Annotated in this window: 26 protein-coding genes; 18 read left to right on the top strand and 8 right to left on the bottom strand. The window is 64.1% G+C overall.

The genetic code is table 11. From position 1 onward, the window contains the following. Position 1: 1 nt before the first annotated feature. The 5 genes from I6F28_RS33595 (at position 2) to I6F28_RS33575 (ending at position 3,362) form a co-directional block, all read left to right on the top strand. Entirely contained in the window at positions 2–655 is a 654-nt protein-coding gene (locus I6F28_RS33595; RefSeq protein ID WP_225113005.1) for a cytochrome c oxidase assembly protein, read from the top strand. Between the two features lie 78 nt (positions 656–733). Further along, positions 734–1,630 (top strand): cytochrome c oxidase subunit 3, encoded by an 897-nt coding sequence (locus I6F28_RS33590; protein ID WP_035996590.1) that lies wholly within the window; start codon positions 734–736, stop codon positions 1,628–1,630. A gap of 97 nt (positions 1,631–1,727) precedes the next feature. After that, positions 1,728–2,129: a DUF983 domain-containing protein gene (locus I6F28_RS33585; protein WP_035996593.1), complete on the top strand. Its 402-nt coding sequence runs from the start codon at positions 1,728–1,730 to the stop codon at positions 2,127–2,129. After that, positions 2,126–2,881 carry an SURF1 family protein gene (locus I6F28_RS33580; protein WP_225113006.1) on the top strand — a complete coding sequence of 252 codons (756 nt, stop codon included), beginning with the start codon at positions 2,126–2,128 and terminating at the stop codon, positions 2,879–2,881. Before I6F28_RS33585 ends, I6F28_RS33580 begins: the two co-directional genes overlap by 4 nt. Positions 2,882–2,996: 115 nt before the next feature. After that, the gene (locus I6F28_RS33575; protein WP_035996598.1) at positions 2,997–3,362 is read left to right on the top strand and encodes a nuclear transport factor 2 family protein; all 366 of its coding nucleotides are present in this window, start codon (positions 2,997–2,999) and stop codon (positions 3,360–3,362) included. Between the two features lies 1 nt (position 3,363). On the opposite strand, the gene I6F28_RS33570 is transcribed toward I6F28_RS33575, so the two are convergent. Then, positions 3,364–4,701, bottom strand: a complete 1,338-nt coding sequence (locus tag I6F28_RS33570) for a histidine kinase (protein WP_036020569.1) — start codon at positions 4,699–4,701, stop codon at positions 3,364–3,366. Between the two features lie 86 nt (positions 4,702–4,787). On the opposite strand from I6F28_RS33570, the gene I6F28_RS33565 reads away from it, so the two are divergent. From I6F28_RS33565 to I6F28_RS33540, 6 genes are all read left to right on the top strand, one after another. Further along, entirely contained in the window at positions 4,788–5,432 is a 645-nt protein-coding gene (locus I6F28_RS33565) for a response regulator transcription factor (protein WP_028178165.1), read from the top strand. 553 nt (positions 5,433–5,985) lie between these two features. Beyond that, a complete protein-coding gene (thrC, locus tag I6F28_RS33560) occupies positions 5,986–7,404 on the top strand; it encodes a threonine synthase (protein ID WP_225143176.1) in 1,419 nt (472 codons plus the stop codon). Then, positions 7,401–8,690 carry a M16 family metallopeptidase gene (locus tag I6F28_RS33555; RefSeq protein ID WP_036020577.1) on the top strand — a complete coding sequence of 430 codons (1,290 nt, stop codon included), beginning with the start codon at positions 7,401–7,403 and terminating at the stop codon, positions 8,688–8,690. The genes thrC and I6F28_RS33555 overlap by 4 nt, the downstream gene beginning before the upstream one ends. A gap of 35 nt (positions 8,691–8,725) precedes the next feature. Further along, positions 8,726–9,313: a GNAT family N-acetyltransferase gene (locus I6F28_RS33550; protein WP_035996611.1), complete on the top strand. Its 588-nt coding sequence runs from the start codon at positions 8,726–8,728 to the stop codon at positions 9,311–9,313. 100 nt (positions 9,314–9,413) lie between these two features. Continuing rightward, positions 9,414–10,064 carry a hypothetical protein gene (locus tag I6F28_RS33545; protein ID WP_035996613.1) on the top strand — a complete coding sequence of 217 codons (651 nt, stop codon included), beginning with the start codon at positions 9,414–9,416 and terminating at the stop codon, positions 10,062–10,064. A 16-nt stretch (positions 10,065–10,080) separates the two neighbouring features. Further along, entirely contained in the window at positions 10,081–10,275 is a 195-nt protein-coding gene (locus tag I6F28_RS33540; RefSeq protein WP_128265946.1) for a hypothetical protein, read from the top strand. 18 nt (positions 10,276–10,293) lie between these two features. On the opposite strand, the gene I6F28_RS33535 is transcribed toward I6F28_RS33540, so the two are convergent. From I6F28_RS33535 to I6F28_RS33515, 5 genes are all read right to left on the bottom strand, one after another. Beyond that, the gene (locus tag I6F28_RS33535; RefSeq protein ID WP_035996616.1) at positions 10,294–10,779 is read right to left on the bottom strand and encodes a F0F1 ATP synthase subunit B family protein; all 486 of its coding nucleotides are present in this window, start codon (positions 10,777–10,779) and stop codon (positions 10,294–10,296) included. 5 nt (positions 10,780–10,784) lie between these two features. Beyond that, positions 10,785–11,345 (bottom strand): F0F1 ATP synthase subunit B, encoded by a 561-nt coding sequence (locus I6F28_RS33530; protein WP_036020580.1) that lies wholly within the window; start codon positions 11,343–11,345, stop codon positions 10,785–10,787. Between the two features lie 60 nt (positions 11,346–11,405). Beyond that, positions 11,406–11,636, bottom strand: coding sequence for a F0F1 ATP synthase subunit C (locus tag I6F28_RS33525; RefSeq protein ID WP_008541273.1), 231 nt, complete (start codon positions 11,634–11,636; stop codon positions 11,406–11,408). A gap of 52 nt (positions 11,637–11,688) precedes the next feature. Continuing rightward, complete coding sequence (locus tag I6F28_RS33520) at positions 11,689–12,438, bottom strand: F0F1 ATP synthase subunit A (RefSeq protein WP_035996621.1); 750 nt, start codon at positions 12,436–12,438, stop codon at positions 11,689–11,691. A 98-nt stretch (positions 12,439–12,536) separates the two neighbouring features. Next, positions 12,537–12,911: an AtpZ/AtpI family protein gene (locus I6F28_RS33515; protein ID WP_225143174.1), complete on the bottom strand. Its 375-nt coding sequence runs from the start codon at positions 12,909–12,911 to the stop codon at positions 12,537–12,539. Positions 12,912–13,270: 359 nt separating this feature from the next. Between I6F28_RS33515 and I6F28_RS33510 the strand changes: the two genes are divergently transcribed. Continuing rightward, on the top strand, positions 13,271–13,786 hold the full coding sequence (locus tag I6F28_RS33510) for a hypothetical protein (RefSeq protein ID WP_225143219.1): 516 nt from the start codon (positions 13,271–13,273) through the stop codon (positions 13,784–13,786). 13 nt (positions 13,787–13,799) lie between these two features. Beyond that, complete coding sequence (locus I6F28_RS33505; RefSeq protein ID WP_036020587.1) at positions 13,800–14,273, top strand: secondary thiamine-phosphate synthase enzyme YjbQ; 474 nt, start codon at positions 13,800–13,802, stop codon at positions 14,271–14,273. Positions 14,274–14,336: 63 nt separating this feature from the next. On the opposite strand, the gene I6F28_RS33500 is transcribed toward I6F28_RS33505, so the two are convergent. Next, positions 14,337–15,962: an MFS transporter gene (locus I6F28_RS33500; protein WP_225128591.1), complete on the bottom strand. Its 1,626-nt coding sequence runs from the start codon at positions 15,960–15,962 to the stop codon at positions 14,337–14,339. Positions 15,963–16,306: 344 nt separating this feature from the next. Between I6F28_RS33500 and I6F28_RS33495 the strand changes: the two genes are divergently transcribed. From I6F28_RS33495 to I6F28_RS33485, 3 genes are all read left to right on the top strand, one after another. Further along, positions 16,307–16,978, top strand: coding sequence for a response regulator transcription factor (locus I6F28_RS33495; RefSeq protein WP_036020594.1), 672 nt, complete (start codon positions 16,307–16,309; stop codon positions 16,976–16,978). A gap of 191 nt (positions 16,979–17,169) precedes the next feature. Further along, positions 17,170–17,379: a hypothetical protein gene (locus I6F28_RS33490; protein WP_036020622.1), complete on the top strand. Its 210-nt coding sequence runs from the start codon at positions 17,170–17,172 to the stop codon at positions 17,377–17,379. An 18-nt stretch (positions 17,380–17,397) separates the two neighbouring features. Continuing rightward, on the top strand, positions 17,398–17,634 hold the full coding sequence (locus I6F28_RS33485) for a hypothetical protein (protein WP_225143172.1): 237 nt from the start codon (positions 17,398–17,400) through the stop codon (positions 17,632–17,634). A gap of 24 nt (positions 17,635–17,658) precedes the next feature. Here the strand turns inward: I6F28_RS33485 and I6F28_RS33480 are convergent, their stop codons facing one another. After that, the gene (locus tag I6F28_RS33480; RefSeq protein WP_157785976.1) at positions 17,659–17,832 is read right to left on the bottom strand and encodes a hypothetical protein; all 174 of its coding nucleotides are present in this window, start codon (positions 17,830–17,832) and stop codon (positions 17,659–17,661) included. Between the two features lie 349 nt (positions 17,833–18,181). Here I6F28_RS33480 and I6F28_RS33475 point away from each other — a divergent pair, with 349 nt between their 5' ends. Together I6F28_RS33475 and I6F28_RS33470 are read left to right on the top strand one after the other, a co-directional pair. Next, entirely contained in the window at positions 18,182–18,721 is a 540-nt protein-coding gene (locus I6F28_RS33475) for a TRAP transporter small permease subunit (RefSeq protein WP_036020596.1), read from the top strand. Then, the coding region (locus I6F28_RS33470; RefSeq protein ID WP_225143170.1) for a TRAP transporter large permease subunit at positions 18,718–19,339 on the top strand (622 nt) is incomplete at its 3' end. The genes I6F28_RS33475 and I6F28_RS33470, both read left to right, overlap by 4 nt.

The raw sequence follows: 19,339 nt of genomic DNA, 5'->3' as shown, positions 1-19,339 counted from the left end.
CATGGATCACGAGCCCACCATATCGCAGGACGTCAGCGCCAAGCCGGGCCATCGCAACGTGGGCAAGGGCCGCGGGCTGGGGCGCGATGTGGTGGTCGCGTCCATCTGCGGCGGCGTGGTCGCGCTGATGGTCGGCGCCTCCTACGCGGCGGTGCCGTTCTACAATTGGTTCTGCCGCGCCACCGGATTCAACGGCACGACGCAGGTGGCGACCTCTGCGCCGGCCACGGGCCCGATCGCGCGGAAGATCTCGGTGCGCTTCGATTCCAACGTCGCGCCCGGCCTGCCCTGGAAGTTCGAGCCGGAGCAGAGCGAGATCGAGGTCAATATCGGCCAGGTCGTGACCGTCTTCTACACCGTGACCAACCAGGCGGCGCGCGCCACCGCGGGCCAGGCCGCCTATAACGTCGCGCCCCTGACGGTCGGCGCCTATTTCCAGAAGATCAACTGCTTCTGCTTCACCGAGCAGACCATGGCACCCGGTGAGAAGCGCGAGATGCCGGTCGTGTTCTACGTCGACCCGTCGATCGCCGCCGACCACGAGAACGACGGGCTGAGCACGATCACGCTGTCCTACACGTTCTATCCGGTGCGCGATCCCGTGGTGAAACCGCTGGCATCGGGCGAAGCCGACAAGCGCAAGGGAAATCTTTGACCGCAGGGCTCACGCGCAGGCGGTTGGACGCAAGGGGATAAGTGCCGGACAGGCACGGGATTGAGGAGAGAGACGGAAATGGCCACGGCGCACACCAAGCATCACGACTATCACCTGGTCGATCCCTCTCCCTGGCCGGCGGTCGGCTCGCTCTCGGCCTTCATCATGGCGGTCGGCGCGGTCGCCTGGATGCACCACATGTTCTCGGCGGCGCCGATCGTATTCGGCGTCGGCACCGTGGGCGTGCTCTACACCATGGCGAGCTGGTGGGCCGACGTGATCAAGGAGGCCCAGTACAAGGGCGATCACACCCGGGTCGTGCAGCTGCATCACCGCTACGGCATGATCCTGTTCATCGCCTCCGAGGTGATGTTCTTCGTCGCCTGGTTCTGGGCTTATTTCAACGCGGCGCTGTTTCCGGCCGACGCCGTCCACGCCACCCGCGATGCGGTGTTCGGTTGCGGCCTCGGCACGCAGCCCGGCGCCTGCGCGGTCCCGGGCACCTGGCCGCCGAAGGGCATCGAGACCTTCGATCCCTGGCATCTGCCGCTGCTGAACACGCTGATCCTGCTCACGTCAGGTACCACCGTGACCTGGGCGCACCATGCGCTGCTCGAGAACGACCGCCAGGGCCTGAAGTATGGCCTGATCCTCACCGTCGTGCTCGGCGCGCTCTTCACCTGCGTGCAGGCCTATGAGTACGCCCACGCGGCGTTCTCCTTCGGCGGCAACGTCTATGGCGCGACGTTCTTCATGGCGACCGGATTCCACGGCTTCCATGTGCTGGTCGGCACCATCTTCCTGCTGGTGTGCCTGTTCCGCGCCTATGCCGGCCACTTCACGCCGAAGCAGCATCTCGGCTTCGAGTTCGCGGCCTGGTACTGGCACTTCGTCGACGTGGTCTGGCTGTTCCTGTTCCTCTGCATCTACGTCTGGGGACGCGGCGCCGAGACCATGGCCAGCGCCGCGCACTGAGCCCGATCGAACCGATCAGGAAGGGCGGCCGCAGGGCCGCCCTTTCGCTTTCCGGCCGCCGGAAGTTTCGTCGGAAACTGTGATAGAGTCCGCCATCATGAACGACAGTGCCGGCACACCCCCGTCCGAAACCACCGTCCTGCAAAGCGCGCTGCGTGGGCTTGCCTGCAAATGCCCGCGCTGCGGCCAAGGCAAGCTTTATGCGGGCTTTCTGACGCTCGCGCCGGCATGCGACCGTTGCGGGCTCGACTATGCCTTCATCGATACCGGCGACGGCCCGGCGATCTTCATCATCATGCTGGCCGGCGGCATCGTCGTCGCGTGCGCCCTCATCGTCGAAGTCAAATACCAGCCGCCATATTGGCTGCATGCGGTGCTCTGGCTGCCGCTCATCCTCGCCACCACGCTGTTGCCGCTGCGCTCGATGAAGTCGTTGCTGATCGCGCTGCAATTCCACCACAAGGCGGCGCCGGGCCGGTTGGTCGATCGCGCGAAATGAATGAGCCTGCGTCGCGCAAGGCCCCCGTGGCCGGCTTCGCGCTGTTCACGCTGTTCCTCACGGCTGTGTTCGTGGCGCTCGGTGTCTGGCAGCTGCAGCGCCGCACCGCCAAACACGAGTTGATTGCGGCGCTCACCGAGCGGCTTGCGGCCGCGCCGGTTGCGCTGCCGCCGTCCGCGCAATGGGTCGCGCTCAATCCCGCCCGCGACGAATTCCGCCGCGTCAGCTTCACCGCGACCTACGCAGCCCTCCCCGATGCAATGGTCTATTCCTCCGGCTCGGCGGTGCGCAAGGACGCCTCCGGCCCCGGCACCTGGGCGTTCCTGCCGGCGCGGCTTCCCGGCGGCGACATGGTCGTGATCGACGCGGGTTTCGTCGAGAACACGATGCAGGACCGCGGCGTCGAGGATCGCGCGGTGAACAAGCTTATCACGGGCCAACCGGTTGAGCTCACCGGCTATCTGCGCTTTCCCGAGGCGCCAAGCTGGCTGACTCCGGCGGAGAATCGCGGCAAGCGGCTCTGGTTCGTGCGCGATCATCTGGCAATCGCAAGCGTGCTGGGCTGGGGCACGGTTGCGCCGTTCTATATCGATCTCGAACGGCCCGCGCCGGCGAACGGCATCCCGCGTCCGGGACCGCTCCAGGTGAATCTCAAGGACGACCATCTGCAATATGCAATCACCTGGTTCACGCTTGCAGGCGCCGTGCTCATCGCCTTCGGCGTGTGGGCAAGAGGCCGGCGGCAGAGCTGAGCTCATTGGCAGGTCCATCGAGGGAACCCGGTATCGCCCGGGGTTTATTATTCAGCGCATATTCACGAGGGTGGTTCTAAGCCGCCAATATTGTCCGCGGCAGATTGGGTGCGGCGTGAGTGATTTCGACCAGATGGGAATTATCGTCGACTGGGTGGATGCCTGCCGTAAGGGCGACCTCACAGCCCTGCTCGACCTCTATGCCGACGACGCGCAGCTCGAATGCACCTGCGACGGCGCGCGGCGCTTTCGTGGCCGGAGCGAGATCGAGGCCTATTGGCAGCCGCGGCTCAGCGCCTTCTCCTCGGCGGGGTTCGGGCTGGAAGAGATCAATCCCGCGCCCCACGGCGTCCACCTCGAATATTCCGTCGCCGGCGCGCTGCGCATTCAGGCCTCGTTCCGCTTCAGCCCGGATGGCAAGATCCGCAGCACGCTGTGCGAACCGGCGCGACAGAATGCGCATGATGGTTGCGCCTGCTGAATTAGCCTGGTGACGGAACGTCCCGCATCGTCTCCGCCGGAAGGCGGCAGCGCACGTAGGTTCGGTCATCCACGCGCAACAGCGATAGCGATCCGCTGAGCGCGCGCACGCGCTCATGCATGCCGGTCAGGCCCCGGCCGAAGACGTTGTCCGCAGGGAAACCGCCGCCATCGTCGGAGATCTCGACGACGAGCGTCTTGTCGGCAACCGTCGCCTGCACATGTGCGTTGCCCGCGTTGGCATGTCGCAGCACGTTGGTCAGTGCCTCCTGGATCACTCGATAGACGGTCTGCGCCAGCGGTCCGCCGATTGCGCTGAGATCGCGATCGATCGCGTCCGTCAGCACGATATGAGGTGCCTGCTTGCGAAAATTCCGGAGCAGCGTTTGCACGCTCCTCGAAAGGCCGAGCTCCTCGATATAGAGCGGCCGCAGCCGGTCCAGGATGCGGCGGTTGGTCTGCTGCAGGGCCTCGACCGATTGCAGCAGGTCCTGTGCCGAATTGCCGAGATGTCCCGTTGGCTCGGAGGCATCGGTCAGCGCGATCGTGCCGGCGCGGATGCTGAAGAGGAGGGGCCCGAGCTCGTCGTGCAGTTCGCGGGCGAGATCGCGCCGCTCGTCATCCTGCAGCGACACCAGGCGGTGCATCAGATCGCGATTGTCCTGGCTGAGTTGCGCCAGTGTCGCTGCCAGCGCATTGGCTTCCTCGCAGCTCTGCCGGATCTCCGGCGGTCCTCCGACCGGGATCGGCCTTGCGTAGTCGCCGCGCCGAATCCGCGTAAGACCGTCGCCGAGATGTTGCAGGGGGCGCAGGGCCGAACCGGCGAAGACATAGGCAACGGTGCCGGTGAGCACCATCAGGACAGCGACCAGGCTGGTCAGCGCAAGGAAGCCGATCCACTTCTCGAACAAGTCGGCCGATATGTCCGGGAAGAACACGATATCGCCGACATGTCTGCCGTCTATGACGATCGGAAACGCCGCTTCCATCTCTGGTATGGTGATGAGGTTGACGAACCATTGCGGAACCTTCTTCAGGTTGCGCAAGTCTTTCGGAGAAGGCGGGGGACCTCCGTCCATGCGGCGGAATTGAATATCCGTGGAGGCGTCCAAGGACTGAACAAATGCATCGAGGGTCTTTTGCGGATTGTCCGATGCGCGCAGGGTGCTGTTGAGCGCGGCGGCGATGGTCTGGATCGAGCGTCGAGCCGGCTCGTGTTCATCAGCTACCTGACCTGGTGCAAATATCTGCAGTAATATGCCGCCCAGGATCAGGGCTGCGAGAAGGCTCGCGCCGAGCGGGAGAAACAATTGCGTTCGGAACGAAAGTCGTCGCCACATTAGGTCAATTCTAACGCGTATCGGCCGGATTTGCTCTTTCCATTTATTCCCGGCGGGCTATGAGTCGAAAAACAAGAGAGTGCGCGATGCAAGATACCGCCAAGCTGGCGACGAGGGTCCTGATCGTCGACGACCATCCCGTGGTGCTGTCCGGCTGCCGCACCCTGTTCGCATCCGACCATTCAATCCGCATTGACGAGGCGAGCGATGCCAAATCCGGGCATCGCGCCTATGTCAGCAAGCGGCCCGACGTCACCGTGATCGACATCAGCCTGCCCGACGTCTCCGGGTTCGAGCTGATGCGGCGCATCCGCAAGGACGACCCCGACGCCAAGATCATCATGTTCAGCATGAACGACGATCCGGCGTTCGTCGTGCGGGCCGTCGAGCTCGGGGCGCAGGGCTATGTCTCCAAAGGCGACGATCCCAGGATCCTGCTCAAAGCGGTGCGCAAGGTGGTCGCGGGTGACAACTTCATCTCGCCGCAGCTTGCGGAAGCCGTGACGTTTTCCGGCGCGGCGATCAAGGCCAACCCCGCGTCACAAATGACGCCGCGGGAGCTCGAAATTCTTCGCTTGCTCGGACGCGGCGACAAGATCGTCGAGGTCGCCGAGGCGCTCGGCATCTCCTACAAGACGGTCGCCAACACCACGTCCCTGCTCAAGCAGAAGCTTGGCGCCAAGAACCATTCCGACCTGATCCGGATCGCAGTGGAAATCGGGATGAACTGACTTTCGCCAGCGACCGAACCGGCTGCTCCGGGATGCAGCGGTTCGGCCGACGGATCGACGCCGCCGTTGGCCGGGCAATGCATGGACAACGGGCTGACACCCATCCGCCGACACAATGGGCCGAGGCTGTATTCGTTCCCGCGACTGATTCGGGAAAAAGCGGAATTCAGGGTCAGGATCACGGCCGGGACTTGGCTGCAACTGCCAAAAGCGAACCAGAGCCGGATCGGGAAGAATAGGAACATTTTCGATACGCGCGGGGTTTTGGACTTGACGATTTCGTGACAGGCGACGAAAGCTTGCCGGAACAGTTTTGAGGGTTCGGCGACCCCGACGAGGCAACTGGTCTGCACACAACGACAGGCCTTCCAAGAGAAGGGCTGCGGCAATGCCGCAGCCCTTTTTCATTGGGCGAGGGGGGTACGCCGGAAGCGGTTTCCCGATGCCGCAAAACACTCTATGGTGGTTCAAAGCCACCGGCTGTTGACAAGTAATTACGTAAAATCAAAGGCTTAAGGGTCGAGCTCCGGCCCGGCCGCCTTTGGAGGGCAGTTTGACTCGCTATATCTCGACCCGGGGCGAAGCCCCCGAACTCGGCTTTTGTGACGTGATGCTGACCGGGCTTGCCCGCGACGGCGGCCTGTATGTGCCGGCGGTGTGGCCACAGTTTCCGAGCGAGACGATCGCCGGCTTCTTCGGCCGCCCCTATTGGGAGGTCGCGGTCGACGTGATTCGTCCCTTCGCCGGTGGCGAGATTTCCGACGCCGAGCTCGGGCGGATGGCGAACGAGGCCTATGCCACCTTCCGCCATCCTGCGGTGGTGCCGCTGCGCCAGATGTCCCCGCACCAGTTCGTGCTGGAGCTGTTCCACGGTCCGACGCTCGCCTTCAAGGACGTAGCGATGCAGCTGATCTCGCGGCTGATGGACCATGTGCTCGAAAAGCGCGGCCAGCGCACCACCATCGTGGTCGCGACGTCAGGCGATACCGGCGGCGCCGCGGTCGAAGCCTTTGCGGGCCTCGAGAACGTCGATCTCGTCGTGCTGTTTCCGCACGGCCGCATCTCCGAGGTGCAGCGGCGGATGATGACCACGACGGGCGCGGCCAACGTCCATGCGCTCGCCATCGAAGGCACCTTCGACGACTGCCAGGCGCTCGTGAAGGGGATGTTCAACAACCATCGCTTCCGCGATGCGACCTCGCTCTCCGGCGTCAATTCCATCAACTGGGCGCGCATCGTCGCGCAGGTGGTCTACTATTTCACCTCCGCCGTCGCGGTCGGTGCTCCGGCGCGCGCGGTCGATTTCGTCGTTCCGACGGGCAATTTCGGCGATATCTTCGCCGGCTACGTCGCCAAGCGCATGGGGCTGCCGGTGCGCACCCTGCGCATCGCCGCCAACGTCAACGACATCCTGGCGCGCACGCTGAAGACCGGCATCTACGAGGTGCGCGAGGTGCACGCGACGGCATCGCCGTCGATGGACATCCAGATCTCCTCGAACTTCGAACGGCTGCTGTTCGCGTCCGGCCGGCGCGATGGCGCCGGCGTGCGGCGCCTGATGGAACAGCTGAAGCAGTCCGGCCGCTTCGTGCTACCCGATGCGACACTCGCCGCGATCCGCGAGGAGTTCGATGCCGGGCGCGCCGACGAGACCGAGACTGCGGCTGCGATTCGCGCCGCCTGGCGCGAAGCGGGCGAGCTGGTCGATCCTCATACCGCCGTGGCGCTCGCCGTCGCGGACCGCGACACCACCGATACGAAGGTGCCGAGCATCGTGCTCTCCACCGCCCATCCGGCCAAGTTCCCCGACGCCGTCGAGGCGGCTTGCGGCCAGCGGCCGCAACTGCCGGCCTGGCTCGACGGCCTGATGACCAAATCCGAACACATGAGGGTGATGAAGAACGATCAGGTCGAACTCGAGCGGTTCGTGCTGTCCGCCAGCCGCGCCGCAAAGCAGGGAGTTGCCGGATGAGCGTCGAGATGTCCAAGCTTGCCTCCGGCCTCACCGTCGTCACCGACGAGATGCCCCACCTCGAGACGGCGGCGCTCGGTGTCTGGGCCGGCGTCGGCGGACGCGACGAGAAGCCGAACGAGCACGGCATCTCGCATCTGTTGGAACACATGGCGTTCAAGGGCACGACCAGGCGCTCCTCGCGCGAGATCGTCGAGGAGATCGAGGCGGTCGGCGGCGACCTCAATGCCGGCACCTCGACCGAGACCACGTCCTATTACGCGCGGGTGCTAAAGGCCGACGTGCCGCTCGCGCTCGACGTGCTCGCCGACATCCTTGCCAATCCCGCCTTCGAGCCCGACGAGCTGGAGCGCGAGAAGAACGTCATCGTGCAGGAGATCGGTGCCGCGCAGGACACGCCCGATGACGTCGTGTTCGAGCATCTGAACGAGCTCTGCTATCCCGACCAGCCGATGGGCCGTTCGCTGCTCGGCACCGCCAAGACGCTGCGCGCCTTCAACCGCGACATGCTGCGTGGCTATCTGTCGACGCATTATCGCGGGCCCGACATGGTGGTGGCCGCGGCCGGGGCGGTCGACCACGGTCAGGTCGTCGCCGAGGTCGAAAAGCGTTTTGCGAGCTTCGAGGGGACGCCCGGGCCGAAGCCGCAGGCCGCTCGGTTCGGCCAGGGCGGCGCCAAGGTGGTGCATCGCGAGCTCGAGCAGGCGCATCTGACGCTGGCGCTCGAGGGGGTGCCGCAGACCGATCCTTCGCTGTTCTCGCTGCAGGTCTTCACCAATGTCCTTGGCGGCGGAATGTCGTCGCGCCTGTTCCAGGAGGTGCGCGAGAAGCGCGGCCTCTGTTACTCCATCTACACCTTCCACGCCCCCTACACCGATACCGGCTTTTTCGGCCTCTATACCGGCACCGATCCCGCCGATGCGCCGGAGATGATGGAGGTCGTGGTCGACATCATGAACGAATCGGTGGAGACGCTGACTGAGGCCGAGATCGCCCGAGCCAAGGCACAGATGAAGGCGGGGTTGCTGATGGCGCTGGAGAGCTGCTCCTCCCGCGCCGAGCAGCTCGCCCGGCATGTGCTGGCCTACGGGCGGCCGCAGACAGTGCAGGAACTGGTTGCCCGGATCGACGCCGTCAGCATCGAATCGACGCGGGACGCGGCCCGTGCGCTGCTGTCGCGCAGCCGGCCTGCGGTCGTCGCATTGGGCAGCGGCAGGGGTCTGGACACGGCGGTGTCTTTTGCGGAAGGATTGACACGGGCGCGCGCCAAGGCGCGGCTGCATTAGGAGCCGCGCGCGGGCCTCGCCCCGGGAAGCATCACATGGCCCTCTTTCGCCTGCCATCCAGTGGACCCGCCGCCCTGGCGCCGCGCGGCAACGGGCTGCTCCTGCGCGCGCCGCAAATGTCCGACTTCCTGCAATGGGCTCATTTGCGCGAGACCAGCCGCGACTATCTGACGCCTTGGGAGCCGATCTGGCCGTCCGACGATCTCACCCGCTCCGGCTTCCGCCGGCGCCTGCGCCGCTATGCCGAGGACATTGCCGCGGACCGCTCCTATCCCTTTCTGATCTTCCGCGAGCTCGACGGTGCCCTGGTCGGCGGCATCACGCTCGCCAATGTCCGGCGTGGCATCGTGCAGGCCGGCACCATCGGCTATTGGGTCGGCCAGCCTTATGCCCATCGCGGCTACATGACGGCCGCACTGCGGGTGCTGCTGCCGACGCTGTTCGGCGAGCTCAATCTGCACCGGGTCGAGGCCGCCTGCATCCCGACCAATGCGCCGTCGATCCGGGTGCTGGAGAAGTGCGGCTTCTCGCGCGAGGGCTTGGCGCGCCGCTATCTCTGCATCAACGGGGTCTGGCAGGATCACCTGCTGTTCGGCCTGCTGCACGAGGACTTCCGCGGCTGAGCAGCCTGATGGATGCAGCCAAATCCCTTTTTGCCGCCTTGGGTTCGCCGATATTGGCGATATAACCCGGCCGGAACATTGTCATGGAGTACGGGTGTTGATGGTGCAGGAGCTTCGGTCATCGCGGACGAGGTTGCGGCGGGGCGCAGCGGTCGTGCTGGCATTATCGGTCGGGCTCGCCTCCGTCTCGCCGGTGGCGGCACAGTCGTTGACCGACCGCTTCAAGAGCCTGTTCGGCGGCAAGTCCGACGAGCCGGCGGAGCCGAAGCCGGCGCCTGCGCCCGGGCAGCCGGCCGAAGACGACCTCGATTGCCCGCAGGTCACGGTGCGCGCGGGCGCCTCGACCTACGCGGTCGGCGCCAGCGGCAAGCCGGCGGTCGGCAATGACATCCGCTTCCAGGCCTCGATCACCAAGATGGCGCGCGAATGCTTGCGCAGCAGTGCCGGCATCACCGCCCGGATCGGCATCCAGGGCCGCGTCATCGCCGGCCCCGCCGGGGCGCCTGCCTCCGTCGAGGTGCCGCTGCGCATCGCCGTCGTGCAGGGCGGCGTCGGCGAGAAGGTGATCGCCTCGAAGGCCTACCGGACCACGGTGGCGATGTCGGAAGGCGGCAGCGTGCCCTTCACCTTCGTCGCCGAGGATCTGGCCTATCCGGTGCCGGCGCCCGCGGTCGCCGATACCTACATCTTCTATGTCGGCTTCGACCCGCAGGCGCTCTCGCCGGAGCCGAGAGGGAAGAAGAAGAAGTAGGGGAGATCTTGCGGCAATGTCAGCTGTCATTGCCCGCGAAGGCGGGCAATCCAGTATTCCAGAGGCCGCAGTGCTTGAATTGAGAAGCCTCGGCGTACTGGATCACCCGCCCCAGTGCGCAAGTGCGCACAAGGTGGGTGATGATACCGCACTTGTGGATGCTGTTACCCGACAGACAAAAAAGCCGGCGCTCGTCGCGCCGGCTTTTTGATTGGGTAAGGCAAATCCCTCAGTTCAGCTTCTGCCTGACTTCGTTGATGCCCTTGGCGAGCAGGTCGTCGGCGATCTGGCCCTTGACTGACTGCGACAGGATCGTGGAGGCAGCCTGCACGGCGGCTTCCGCGGCGGCTGCCCGGACGTCCGCGAGAGCCTGAGCCTCGGCGAGTGCGATCTTGCCCTCGGCGGTCTTGGTGCGGCGGGTGACGAAATCTTCCAATTTCGCCTTGGCCTCTGCTGCGATGCGCTCCGCTTCGGCATTCGCGTTGGCGATGATGTCGGCGGCCTCGCGCTCGGCACCGGCAGTGCGCGCCTTGTAGTCGGCGAGCACCTTGGTGGCCTCCTGCTTGAGGCGCGCCGCCTCGTCCAGCTCGGCCTTGATACGAGCGGCGCGATGATCGAGCGCCGACATCGCCGTCTTGAACACCCCCACATAGGCGAAGATCACCATCAGGATCACGAAGGCGACGGCGACCCAAAACTCAGGTGTGAAGAACATCGAGACTAACCCTTCAAGGTCGCGTCAACGGCGGCATTGACCGACGTTGCATCCGGAACGACGCCCGTGAGCTGCTGAACGATGGTGCCGGCTGCATCGGCCGCGATGCCGCGGACGTTGCTCATGGCGGTCGCGCGGGTCGAGGCAATGGTCTTCTCCGCCTCGGCGAGCTTGGCGGACAGTTGCTCTTCCAGCGCCTTGCGTTCGGCTTCCGCCTGCGCATTCGCCTTCTCGCGGGATTCGTTGCCGATCGCCTGTGCACGTGCGCGCGCCGACGCGAGCTCGCCTTCATAGGCCTTGAGCGCCGCCTCGGACTGGTCCTTCAGCTTCTGCGCTTCGGCGAGATCGCCCTCGATCTTGTTCTGACGCGCCTCGATCGCACCCCCGACACGCGGCAGCGCGAACCGGGAGACGATCAGATACAGCGCGACGAAGGCGATCGCGAGCGACACCAGTTGCGAAGCAAAGGTGCTGCTCTCGAAAGGCGGAAAGCCACCGCCGTGGTGACCGCCATCGGCCTCCGTGTGAGCGCCGGTACCTTTGGCGCCGCCATGACTTTCAGCCATGGAGTTCTCCTGTTGCTGTCAGACGCGCCGCCTCCCACCTGGAAGCGGCGCGAAACGCGTTCAGAGCGGGACGAACAGCAGCAGCAGAGCGATCAGCAGCGAGAAGATGCCGAGCGCTTCGGTCACGGCGAAGCCGAAGATCAGGTTGCCGAACTGGCCCTGAGCAGCTGCCGGGTTGCGCATGGCTGCGGACAGATAATTGCCGAAGATGAAGGCCACGCCGATGCCGGCGCCGCCCATGCCGATGCACGCGATGCCCGCGCCGAGAAACTTAGCTGCTTGCGGATCCATTTTTGACTCCTTGGAAGAAAGACAGGTGTGGGTGGAAAAGCACCCGGATCACTCAGTGTCCAGGGTGAATGGCGTCGTTGAGGTAGATACAGGTCAAGATCGCAAACACATAGGCTTGCAGGAACGCGACCAGCAGTTCGAGCGCGGTGAGCGCGACGGCGAGCGCCAGCGGCATGACACCGCCGATCCAGCCGACCACGCCAAGAGACGCGCCGAGCATGGCAACGAAGCCGGCGAACACCTTCAGCGCGATGTGGCCCGCGAGCATGTTCGCGAACAGTCGAACGCTGTGCGAGACCGGCCGCAGGAAGAACGACAGCACCTCGATCGCCATGACCAGCGGCAGGATGTAGCCGGGAACGCCCGAGGGCACGAACACTTTCAGGAACTTCAGGCCGTTCTTGTAGAGGCCGTAGATCAGGACCGTGAAGAACACCAGCAGCGCCAGCGCCGCAGTGACGATGAGATGGCTCGTCACGGTGAACGTGTACGGAACGATGCCTACGAGGTTCGAGACGCAGATGAACATGAACAGCGAGAAGATCAGCGGGAAGAACCGCATGCCATCCGCTCCGGCAGTGCTGCGGATCATGCTGGCCACGAACTCATAGGAGAGCTCGGCCACCGACTGCAGACGCCCCGGAACCAGCTGCTTGCCGCTGGTGAGCAGAAGCAGCGCAATGATCCCCACCGCGACGAACATGTAGAGAGAGGCATTGGTGAAGGCGATCGTGTGATCGCCGATACGGCCGATCGTGAAGAGCGGTTCGACGTTGAACTGATGGATCGGGTCGATTTTCATCCGCGCGGCATCTCTCGTCTGCTGGACAAGCCGACCAGTGAAGATTGGTCGGCCGGCTGTGCCGGCGAGCGGCACGACAGTTAACCCGGCTAGGCCAATTACGAACCACCGCGCCTGTTCGGACCCGCGCCTGCCGTTCTCACCACATTCACCACGCCGGCGATGAAGCCCAGCAGCAGGAACGCGATGAATCCGAAAGGCGACGTCGACAGCAAGTGGTCGAACCCCCAGCCAATCCCCGCTCCGACAGCGACGCCGGCGATCAACTCCGAGGATAGTCGGAAACCAAGCGCCATCGCCGAGGCTCTGGCCGCTTTGTCTCCATCGCCACCTGCGGGTTGCTCGGTCTTGGCCCGGCGGTCGCGAAATTCGGACAACCGCTGATCAAGATTTCCGAGCCGATCGGAAAGCGCGGCTTCCTCGGGCGATCTATCGCGATCTCCATCCTCGCCGTGTCCCGTGCCCTGTGTCATGCAACGAAGACCCGAAACGCTGCGGCTGAATGGAAATTGCGCCCGTCACCCTCAAAAGCCGCGCGGACCATACTGATGGCCTATAATCAAGTCAAGCTAAGTCACGATTGCGTCCCTTCCGATTATGTATTTGATTTACTTGATGATATTGACGCGCACAGCAGCGCTGCACACAGCGTGACGCCGCACCGCAGCAGGTCTGCTTGCGAACGGCGGACGCAGCCGTGCTTTCGCCGCGCTCGCGGGATCAAAGAAGCCGCCGCGTTCGTTGATTTCGGGGCGGCTTTTTGGCGGCGGGTTACCGGCTGAGGGTGTAGAATTGCAACCGCAGCCGCAGCAGTGCCGGGGCGGAGACAATGATGAGACCTGCGACGTCATCCACGACATCATGGCTCGCGGCGGCGGCCGCGGTGATGGTAGTCAGCGGCGGCCTCGCGGCCGCGCAATCTACGCCCGACGGCGAAAATGGCCGCTACAGCATGACGCCCATCCCCGAGGGCGTGCTGCGGCTCGACACGCGCACCGGCACGGTGTCGACCTGCACCAGGAACGGCCCCGGTTGGGCCTGCTACGCGGTGCCCGACGAGCGGACCGCACTCGACGCCGAGATCGGCAGGCTCCAGGCCGAGGTCGAGCGGCTGAAGGCACAGCTCGCGGCGGGGCCAACGGTATCGGGCAAGATCGACGAGGCGCTGCCGAAATCCGATCCACTCAGGAAGCCCGAGCCCAAGGTCGCCGAGGGCGAGCGCAAGATCGAGATCCCGCTGCCGAGCGAGCAGGACGTCGACCGCATGATGTCGTTCCTGGAAAAGGCCTGGCGGCGGCTGATCGACATGGCCAACCGCGTGCAGAAAGACGTGTCGGGGAAGATCTGATGCGGGCCCCTCCATGACATCAGCCAGATCCGTCACCCGCTCCGCACCATCGTCCGTACAGGCCACGACCGTCACATCGGCACTGCTCACCGTGCAGACGCCTGGCCGCGGCTTCACCGATCTGACCAGCGAGGCCGCGAGATTCATCGCCGAGGCGCACGCGGGTGAGGGCGCGTTGACGCTGTTCATCCGCCACACCTCGGCCTCGCTGACGATCCAGGAGAACGCCGATCCCTCCGTGCTGGTCGATCTTACGACGGCGCTGTCACGGCTCGCGCCGGAGAACGCGGGGTGGACCCATGATACCGAGGGGCCGGACGACATGCCGGCCCATATCAAGACCATGCTGACGCAGACTTCGCTTCAGGTCCCGGTCCTGAGCGGCAAGCTCGCGCTCGGCACCTGGCAGGCGATCTACCTGATCGAGCATCGCAGCCGCCCGCACCGCCGTGAGATCGTGCTGCAATTCATCGGCAGCGATCGATAACCACACAAAGCAAAACCGGCCGCGGAGACCGCGGCCGGTTGGTGTCGTCGATTGCTGCTGCGATCAGGTCGCCTTGATGTCGACGTCCTTGGTTTCCGGCAGGAACAGGAAGCCGATCACCACGGTAATCGAGGCGAAGATGATCGGGTACCACAGACCGGCATAGATGTCGCCTGTCGAGGCCACGATGGCGAAGGCGGTGGCAGGCAGGAGGCCGCCGAACCAGCCGTTGCCGATGTGGTAGGGCAGCGACATCGAGGTGTAGCGGATGCGGGTTGGGAACAATTCGACCAGCATCGCCGCGATCGGGCCGTACACCATGGTCACGAACAGGACCAGGACGAACAGCAGGCCGATGATCGCCGCCGGCTGCGGACGGAAGACGTCGAACGGATGCGACATCTTCACGATGCCGGTGTCACCCGCCTTGGGATAGCCGGCCGCCTGCACCGCGGCGAGAACCGCCGGGTTGCTGTCCTTGGCGTTGGCGTAGGGCACGTCCTTGCCGTTGACCACGACCTTCACGCCCGAGCCGGCCGGACCCGAACTCGTCGTGTACCTGACCGACGATTGCGACAGGTAGGCGCGTGCGGTGTCGCAAGGCGCGGTGAACACGCGGGTGCCGACTGGGTTGAACAGATCGCCGCAGCTGGCGGGATCGGCCACCACCTCGACCTTGACCGACTCGATGGCCTTTTCCAGCGCCGGGTTGGCGTTGGACGTGATCATCTTGAAGATCGGGAAGAAGGTCAGCGCCGCGATCAGACAGCCGCCGAGGATGATCGGCTTGCGGCCGATCTTGTCGGAGAGCGCACCGAATACGATGAAGAAGCCGGTGCCGAGTAGCAGCGACCACGCAATCAGGAGGTTGGCGGTGTAGCCGTCGACCTTCAGGATCGATTGCAGGAAGAACAGCGCGTAGAACTGGCCGGTGTACCAGACCACGCCCTGGCCCATGACGCCGCCGAGCAGGGCGAGCAGCACCAGCTTGCCGTTCTGCCAATTGCCGAAGGCTTCCGTCAGCGGCGCCTTCGAACTCTTCCCCTCTTCCTTCATCTTCTGGAAGATCGGTGATTCGTTGAGGCGGAGCCGGATCCAGACCGAGATGCCGAGCAGCAGCACCGAGACCAGGAACGGAATGCGCCAGCCCCACGCTGCGAAATCGGCCTCACCGAGCGCGGTGCGGGTGAACAGAATCACCAGCAGCGACAGGAACAGGCCGAGGGTTGCCGTGGTCTGGATGAAGGAGGTGTAGAAGCCGCGCTTGCCGTTCGGCGCATGCTCCGCGACGTAGGTCGCCGCACCGCCATATTCGCCGCCGAGCGCCAGACCTTGGGCGAGGCGCAGCACGATCAGGATGATCGGGGCCGCGATGCCGATGGTCGCCGCGTTGGGCAACAGGCCGACGATGAAGGTCGACAGACCCATGATCAGGATGGTGACGAGGAAGGTGTATTTGCGGCCGACGATGTCGCCGACACGGCCGAACACGATCGCGCCGAACGGACGCACCAGGAAGCCCGCGGCAAACGCCAGCAGCGCGAAGATATCGCGGGTTGCCGGCGGATAGGCCGAGAAGAACTGCGCGCCGATGATGCCGGCCAGCGAGCCGTAGAGATAGAAGTCGTACCACTCGAAGACGGTACCGAGCGAGGAGGCGAGAATGACGAACCGTTCGTCCTTCGTCATCCCCTGCGCGCTCGATTGAGACACAGCCATTGTCGACATGTTGGATCGCTCCCCAAAAATGCGTTTCCCTCGCGCCCCGGACGTCCGGACATGCCGGATCGCCCCAGGTCTTGGCCACAAGGTAACATCGGCGTGAAACCGGCCCCAATACGACTTTCGGCCCTGCGCACTGTCGCGCAGGTGACGTCGCGGTATCGGGGGCCGGCGCGCGGGCCATCAGGGCGGGGATTAACCCCTTTGCAGCAAAGGAATAATGTGCACTTGCATGCCACGGCCGCTCGGGGGAAGAATTGACGTACCCGGGATCTGTTCGCCGACCCGGCGCGAACGACAGCAAGAGAACGATGAACGCTCCTTCGACCCATCTCGTCATCGCCGATGATCATCCCCTGTTCCGCGATGCGCTGCGGCAGGCGGTGGCGGGCGTTCTCCCCTCGGCCCGGATCGACGAGGCCGGAACCTTCGAGGATCTGACCAAGCTCCTAGAGCAGACCTCCGAGGTCGATCTGGTCATGCTCGACCTCTCCATGCCCGGGATCTCCGGCTTTTCCGGCCTGATCTATCTGCGCGCGCAATACCCGGCGATTCCGGTCGTGATCGTCTCGGCATCCGACGACAGCGCCACGATCCGCCGCTCGCTCGATTTCGGCGCGTCCGGCTTCATCCCGAAGCGGTTCGGGGTCGAAACCTTGCGCGATGCCATCCTCAAGGTGATGGAGGGCGACGTCTGGGTTCCCGCCGACACCGACCTGTCGGCTGCGGCCGATCCCGACATGACCCGCCTGCGCGACCGCCTGGTGACGCTGACGCCGCAGCAGGTCCGGGTCCTGATGATGCTGTCGGAAGGCCTTCTCAACAAGCAGATCGCCTACGAGCTCGGTGTCTCAGAGGCCACCATCAAGGCGCATGTCTCGGCGATCCTGCAAAAGCTCGGCGTCGAGAGCCGGACGCAAGCGGTGATTGCCGCGGCGAAGATCGCCGGCAGCCAGTGGAAGCAGGGCACGCCGACGGGGTAGCGCTTGCGCGTCAACTGGCGGATGTCCGGGCCCGCGGCAGAGCGCAATCATTCGGTGCGATGAGAGCTTCGGCGGTTTTGACCCGTGTGGGCATGTCGATCGATGGATTAGCTGGACCGCCAAGCCGCCGTTTGGAATAGACCGCCAGTAGCTGACGCGGCTAAGTTGGGGTCAAACCCCGGAGGATGAAGATGCCGTACTTCACAGCCAACCAGACCCAATCCGATCGCACGTCTAAGGTGCTTGCAGATGTCTTCTGTGCGCTTTTACTAGGGACCTTTTCCATCGTCTTTTTCGGCCTGGTTGGCGGCCTTATTGCTTTAGTTCTGCTGGAAGCTTGCTTGCTCGCCCTCGATTGGGTGATGCCGAGCGACGATGATGCCGCTGGGGTTGTCCGCTAGGAGATCAAGGGCCAACGAATGAGCAAGCCCGTAAAATCTGAAAGCGAACTCGTCGCCATGGCGAGAGCCGAGTTGAAGGTCCACGCCGACTGTCCCGATGGAATGACGATTTCCATCCTCCGCGACGGGAAATCCTGGGAGTTTCGGGCCAGCGCTGATCAGGCGACCTCTGATCGGCCGGACTATCCTGAATGCGTTGCCATGCTGGTCCAGATTGGGGATCACCTCTGCAGGCAGTACGACGTCGAGGGTTAGGCGCGCCTCGACAGCCGACACCGGTCAGAAGATGCGGTCGATCACCATCGTCAGGCCAGCTGAGAAGGCCATGATGATCACCAGGGGGACTCCTGTCTCAAAGAATGGCAGCTCCATCCACCGATGTGACTGCCCGTTGCGAGGCAGGAAGACCCAGAGGAGAGCGATCGACAAGACGACCAGGAATGCGCCGATCACGAAATCCTCCTCTGGAGCAGTGATATCTCGCTGGAGGTTGTCCTCCGCCGGTCGCGTCGCCGGTAAGCCCCGAAGGTCAACCCAATTAAGCCTAGTGACGCTAACTTAGACATTGCTGCGGCAAACTGTCCATTTTCCTGTTGACCGGGAATTGGCCGACGGTAAAGGTGGCCCTGCTTCACGCGGCGGCTGAGACCTGAACGTGTCTTGCCGAAAACCGACAGCAAGAACGGGCGGAAGCATCAGGAGGGGTCAACTAGCTCCCGCGCAGACGTGGCAGGCAGCTGATGCAGCGCCATGGTCCTGCTCGCCTGGGGGATAGTACTCAGCGAGCGGGGACAAGGCATCGATGCGCCCATTGTTGGCGATGAGTACGGCTATCGACTGGCTGAACGAAAAGGTCGGCAACGTCTGCAATATTCTGGTGCTCGCGGCCTGCGTCGTGAGTGCTGTCAATGCGATGATCCGCTACGCCTTCAGCTACAGCTCGAACAGCTGGCTAGAGACACAGTGGTATATGTTCGCCGTCATCGTGATGTTCGGCGCGTCCTACACCTTTAAGCGCAACGAGCACGTCCGCGTCGAGATCCTTTATCTCATGCTCACCGAACGCGGCCAGCTGTGGCTGGACCTGATCGGGACATTGGTCTTCCTCGTCCCTGCCTGCCTGCTCCTCAGCTACCTCTCTTGGGGGATGTTCTACAATTCGTTCGTCATCGGCGAAATGTCCAACAATGCAGGCGGCCTTCTGCGGTGGCCGATCAAGTTCGTCCTGCCGGCCGGCTTCTTCATGGTGGCTTTGCAGGGTATCTCGGAGGTCATCAAGCGCGCCGCCGCCTTACGCGGTGAAGTCACCATCGATGCGAAATACGAGCGGCCGACCCAATGATCACGATCGAGATGATGCCGCCGCTGATGTTCGGCGGACTTGTGCTGGCGATGCTCATCGGCTTTCCGGTCGCCTTCACGCTGGCCGCCCTCGGGCTCTCGTTCGGATTTCTCGCGATCCATTTGGGATTTTTCGAGTTCAGCTTCCTCCAGGCGATCCCGGAGCGCATCTACGGCAGCGTTCTGTCCAACGAGCTGCTGCTGGCCATCCCATTCTTCACGTTCATGGGCGCGATCCTCGAACGATGTGGCCTCGCAGAGGACATGCTGGATTCGATGGGACAGCTGTTTGGCCCCGTTCGCGGCGGTCTCGGCTATTCCGTGATCATCGTCGGCTTCATCCTTGGGGCCATCACAGGCACAGTGGCGGCGCAGGTCATCGCCATGGCGCTGATCTCGATGCCGGTCATGATCCGCTACGGCTACAACGTGCGCTACATCACCGGCGTGCTCGCAGCCTCCGGCACGATAACCCAGCTGGTGCCTCCCTCGCTGGTTTTGATCGTGCTCGCGGACCAACTCGGAAAGTCGGTGGGTGACATGTATCTGGGCGCCTGGGGGCCATCGATACTCCAGATCGCGCTGTTCGCGGGCTACACCTTCGTTCTGAGCATCGTCA

The sequence above is a fragment of the Bradyrhizobium sp. NBAIM14 genome, assembly GCF_020193895.1.
Taxonomy (GTDB): domain Bacteria; phylum Pseudomonadota; class Alphaproteobacteria; order Rhizobiales; family Xanthobacteraceae; genus Bradyrhizobium; species Bradyrhizobium yuanmingense.
The sequence above is the reverse complement of the archived record's forward strand: the minus strand, read 5'-3'. Positions and strand labels throughout refer to the sequence as shown.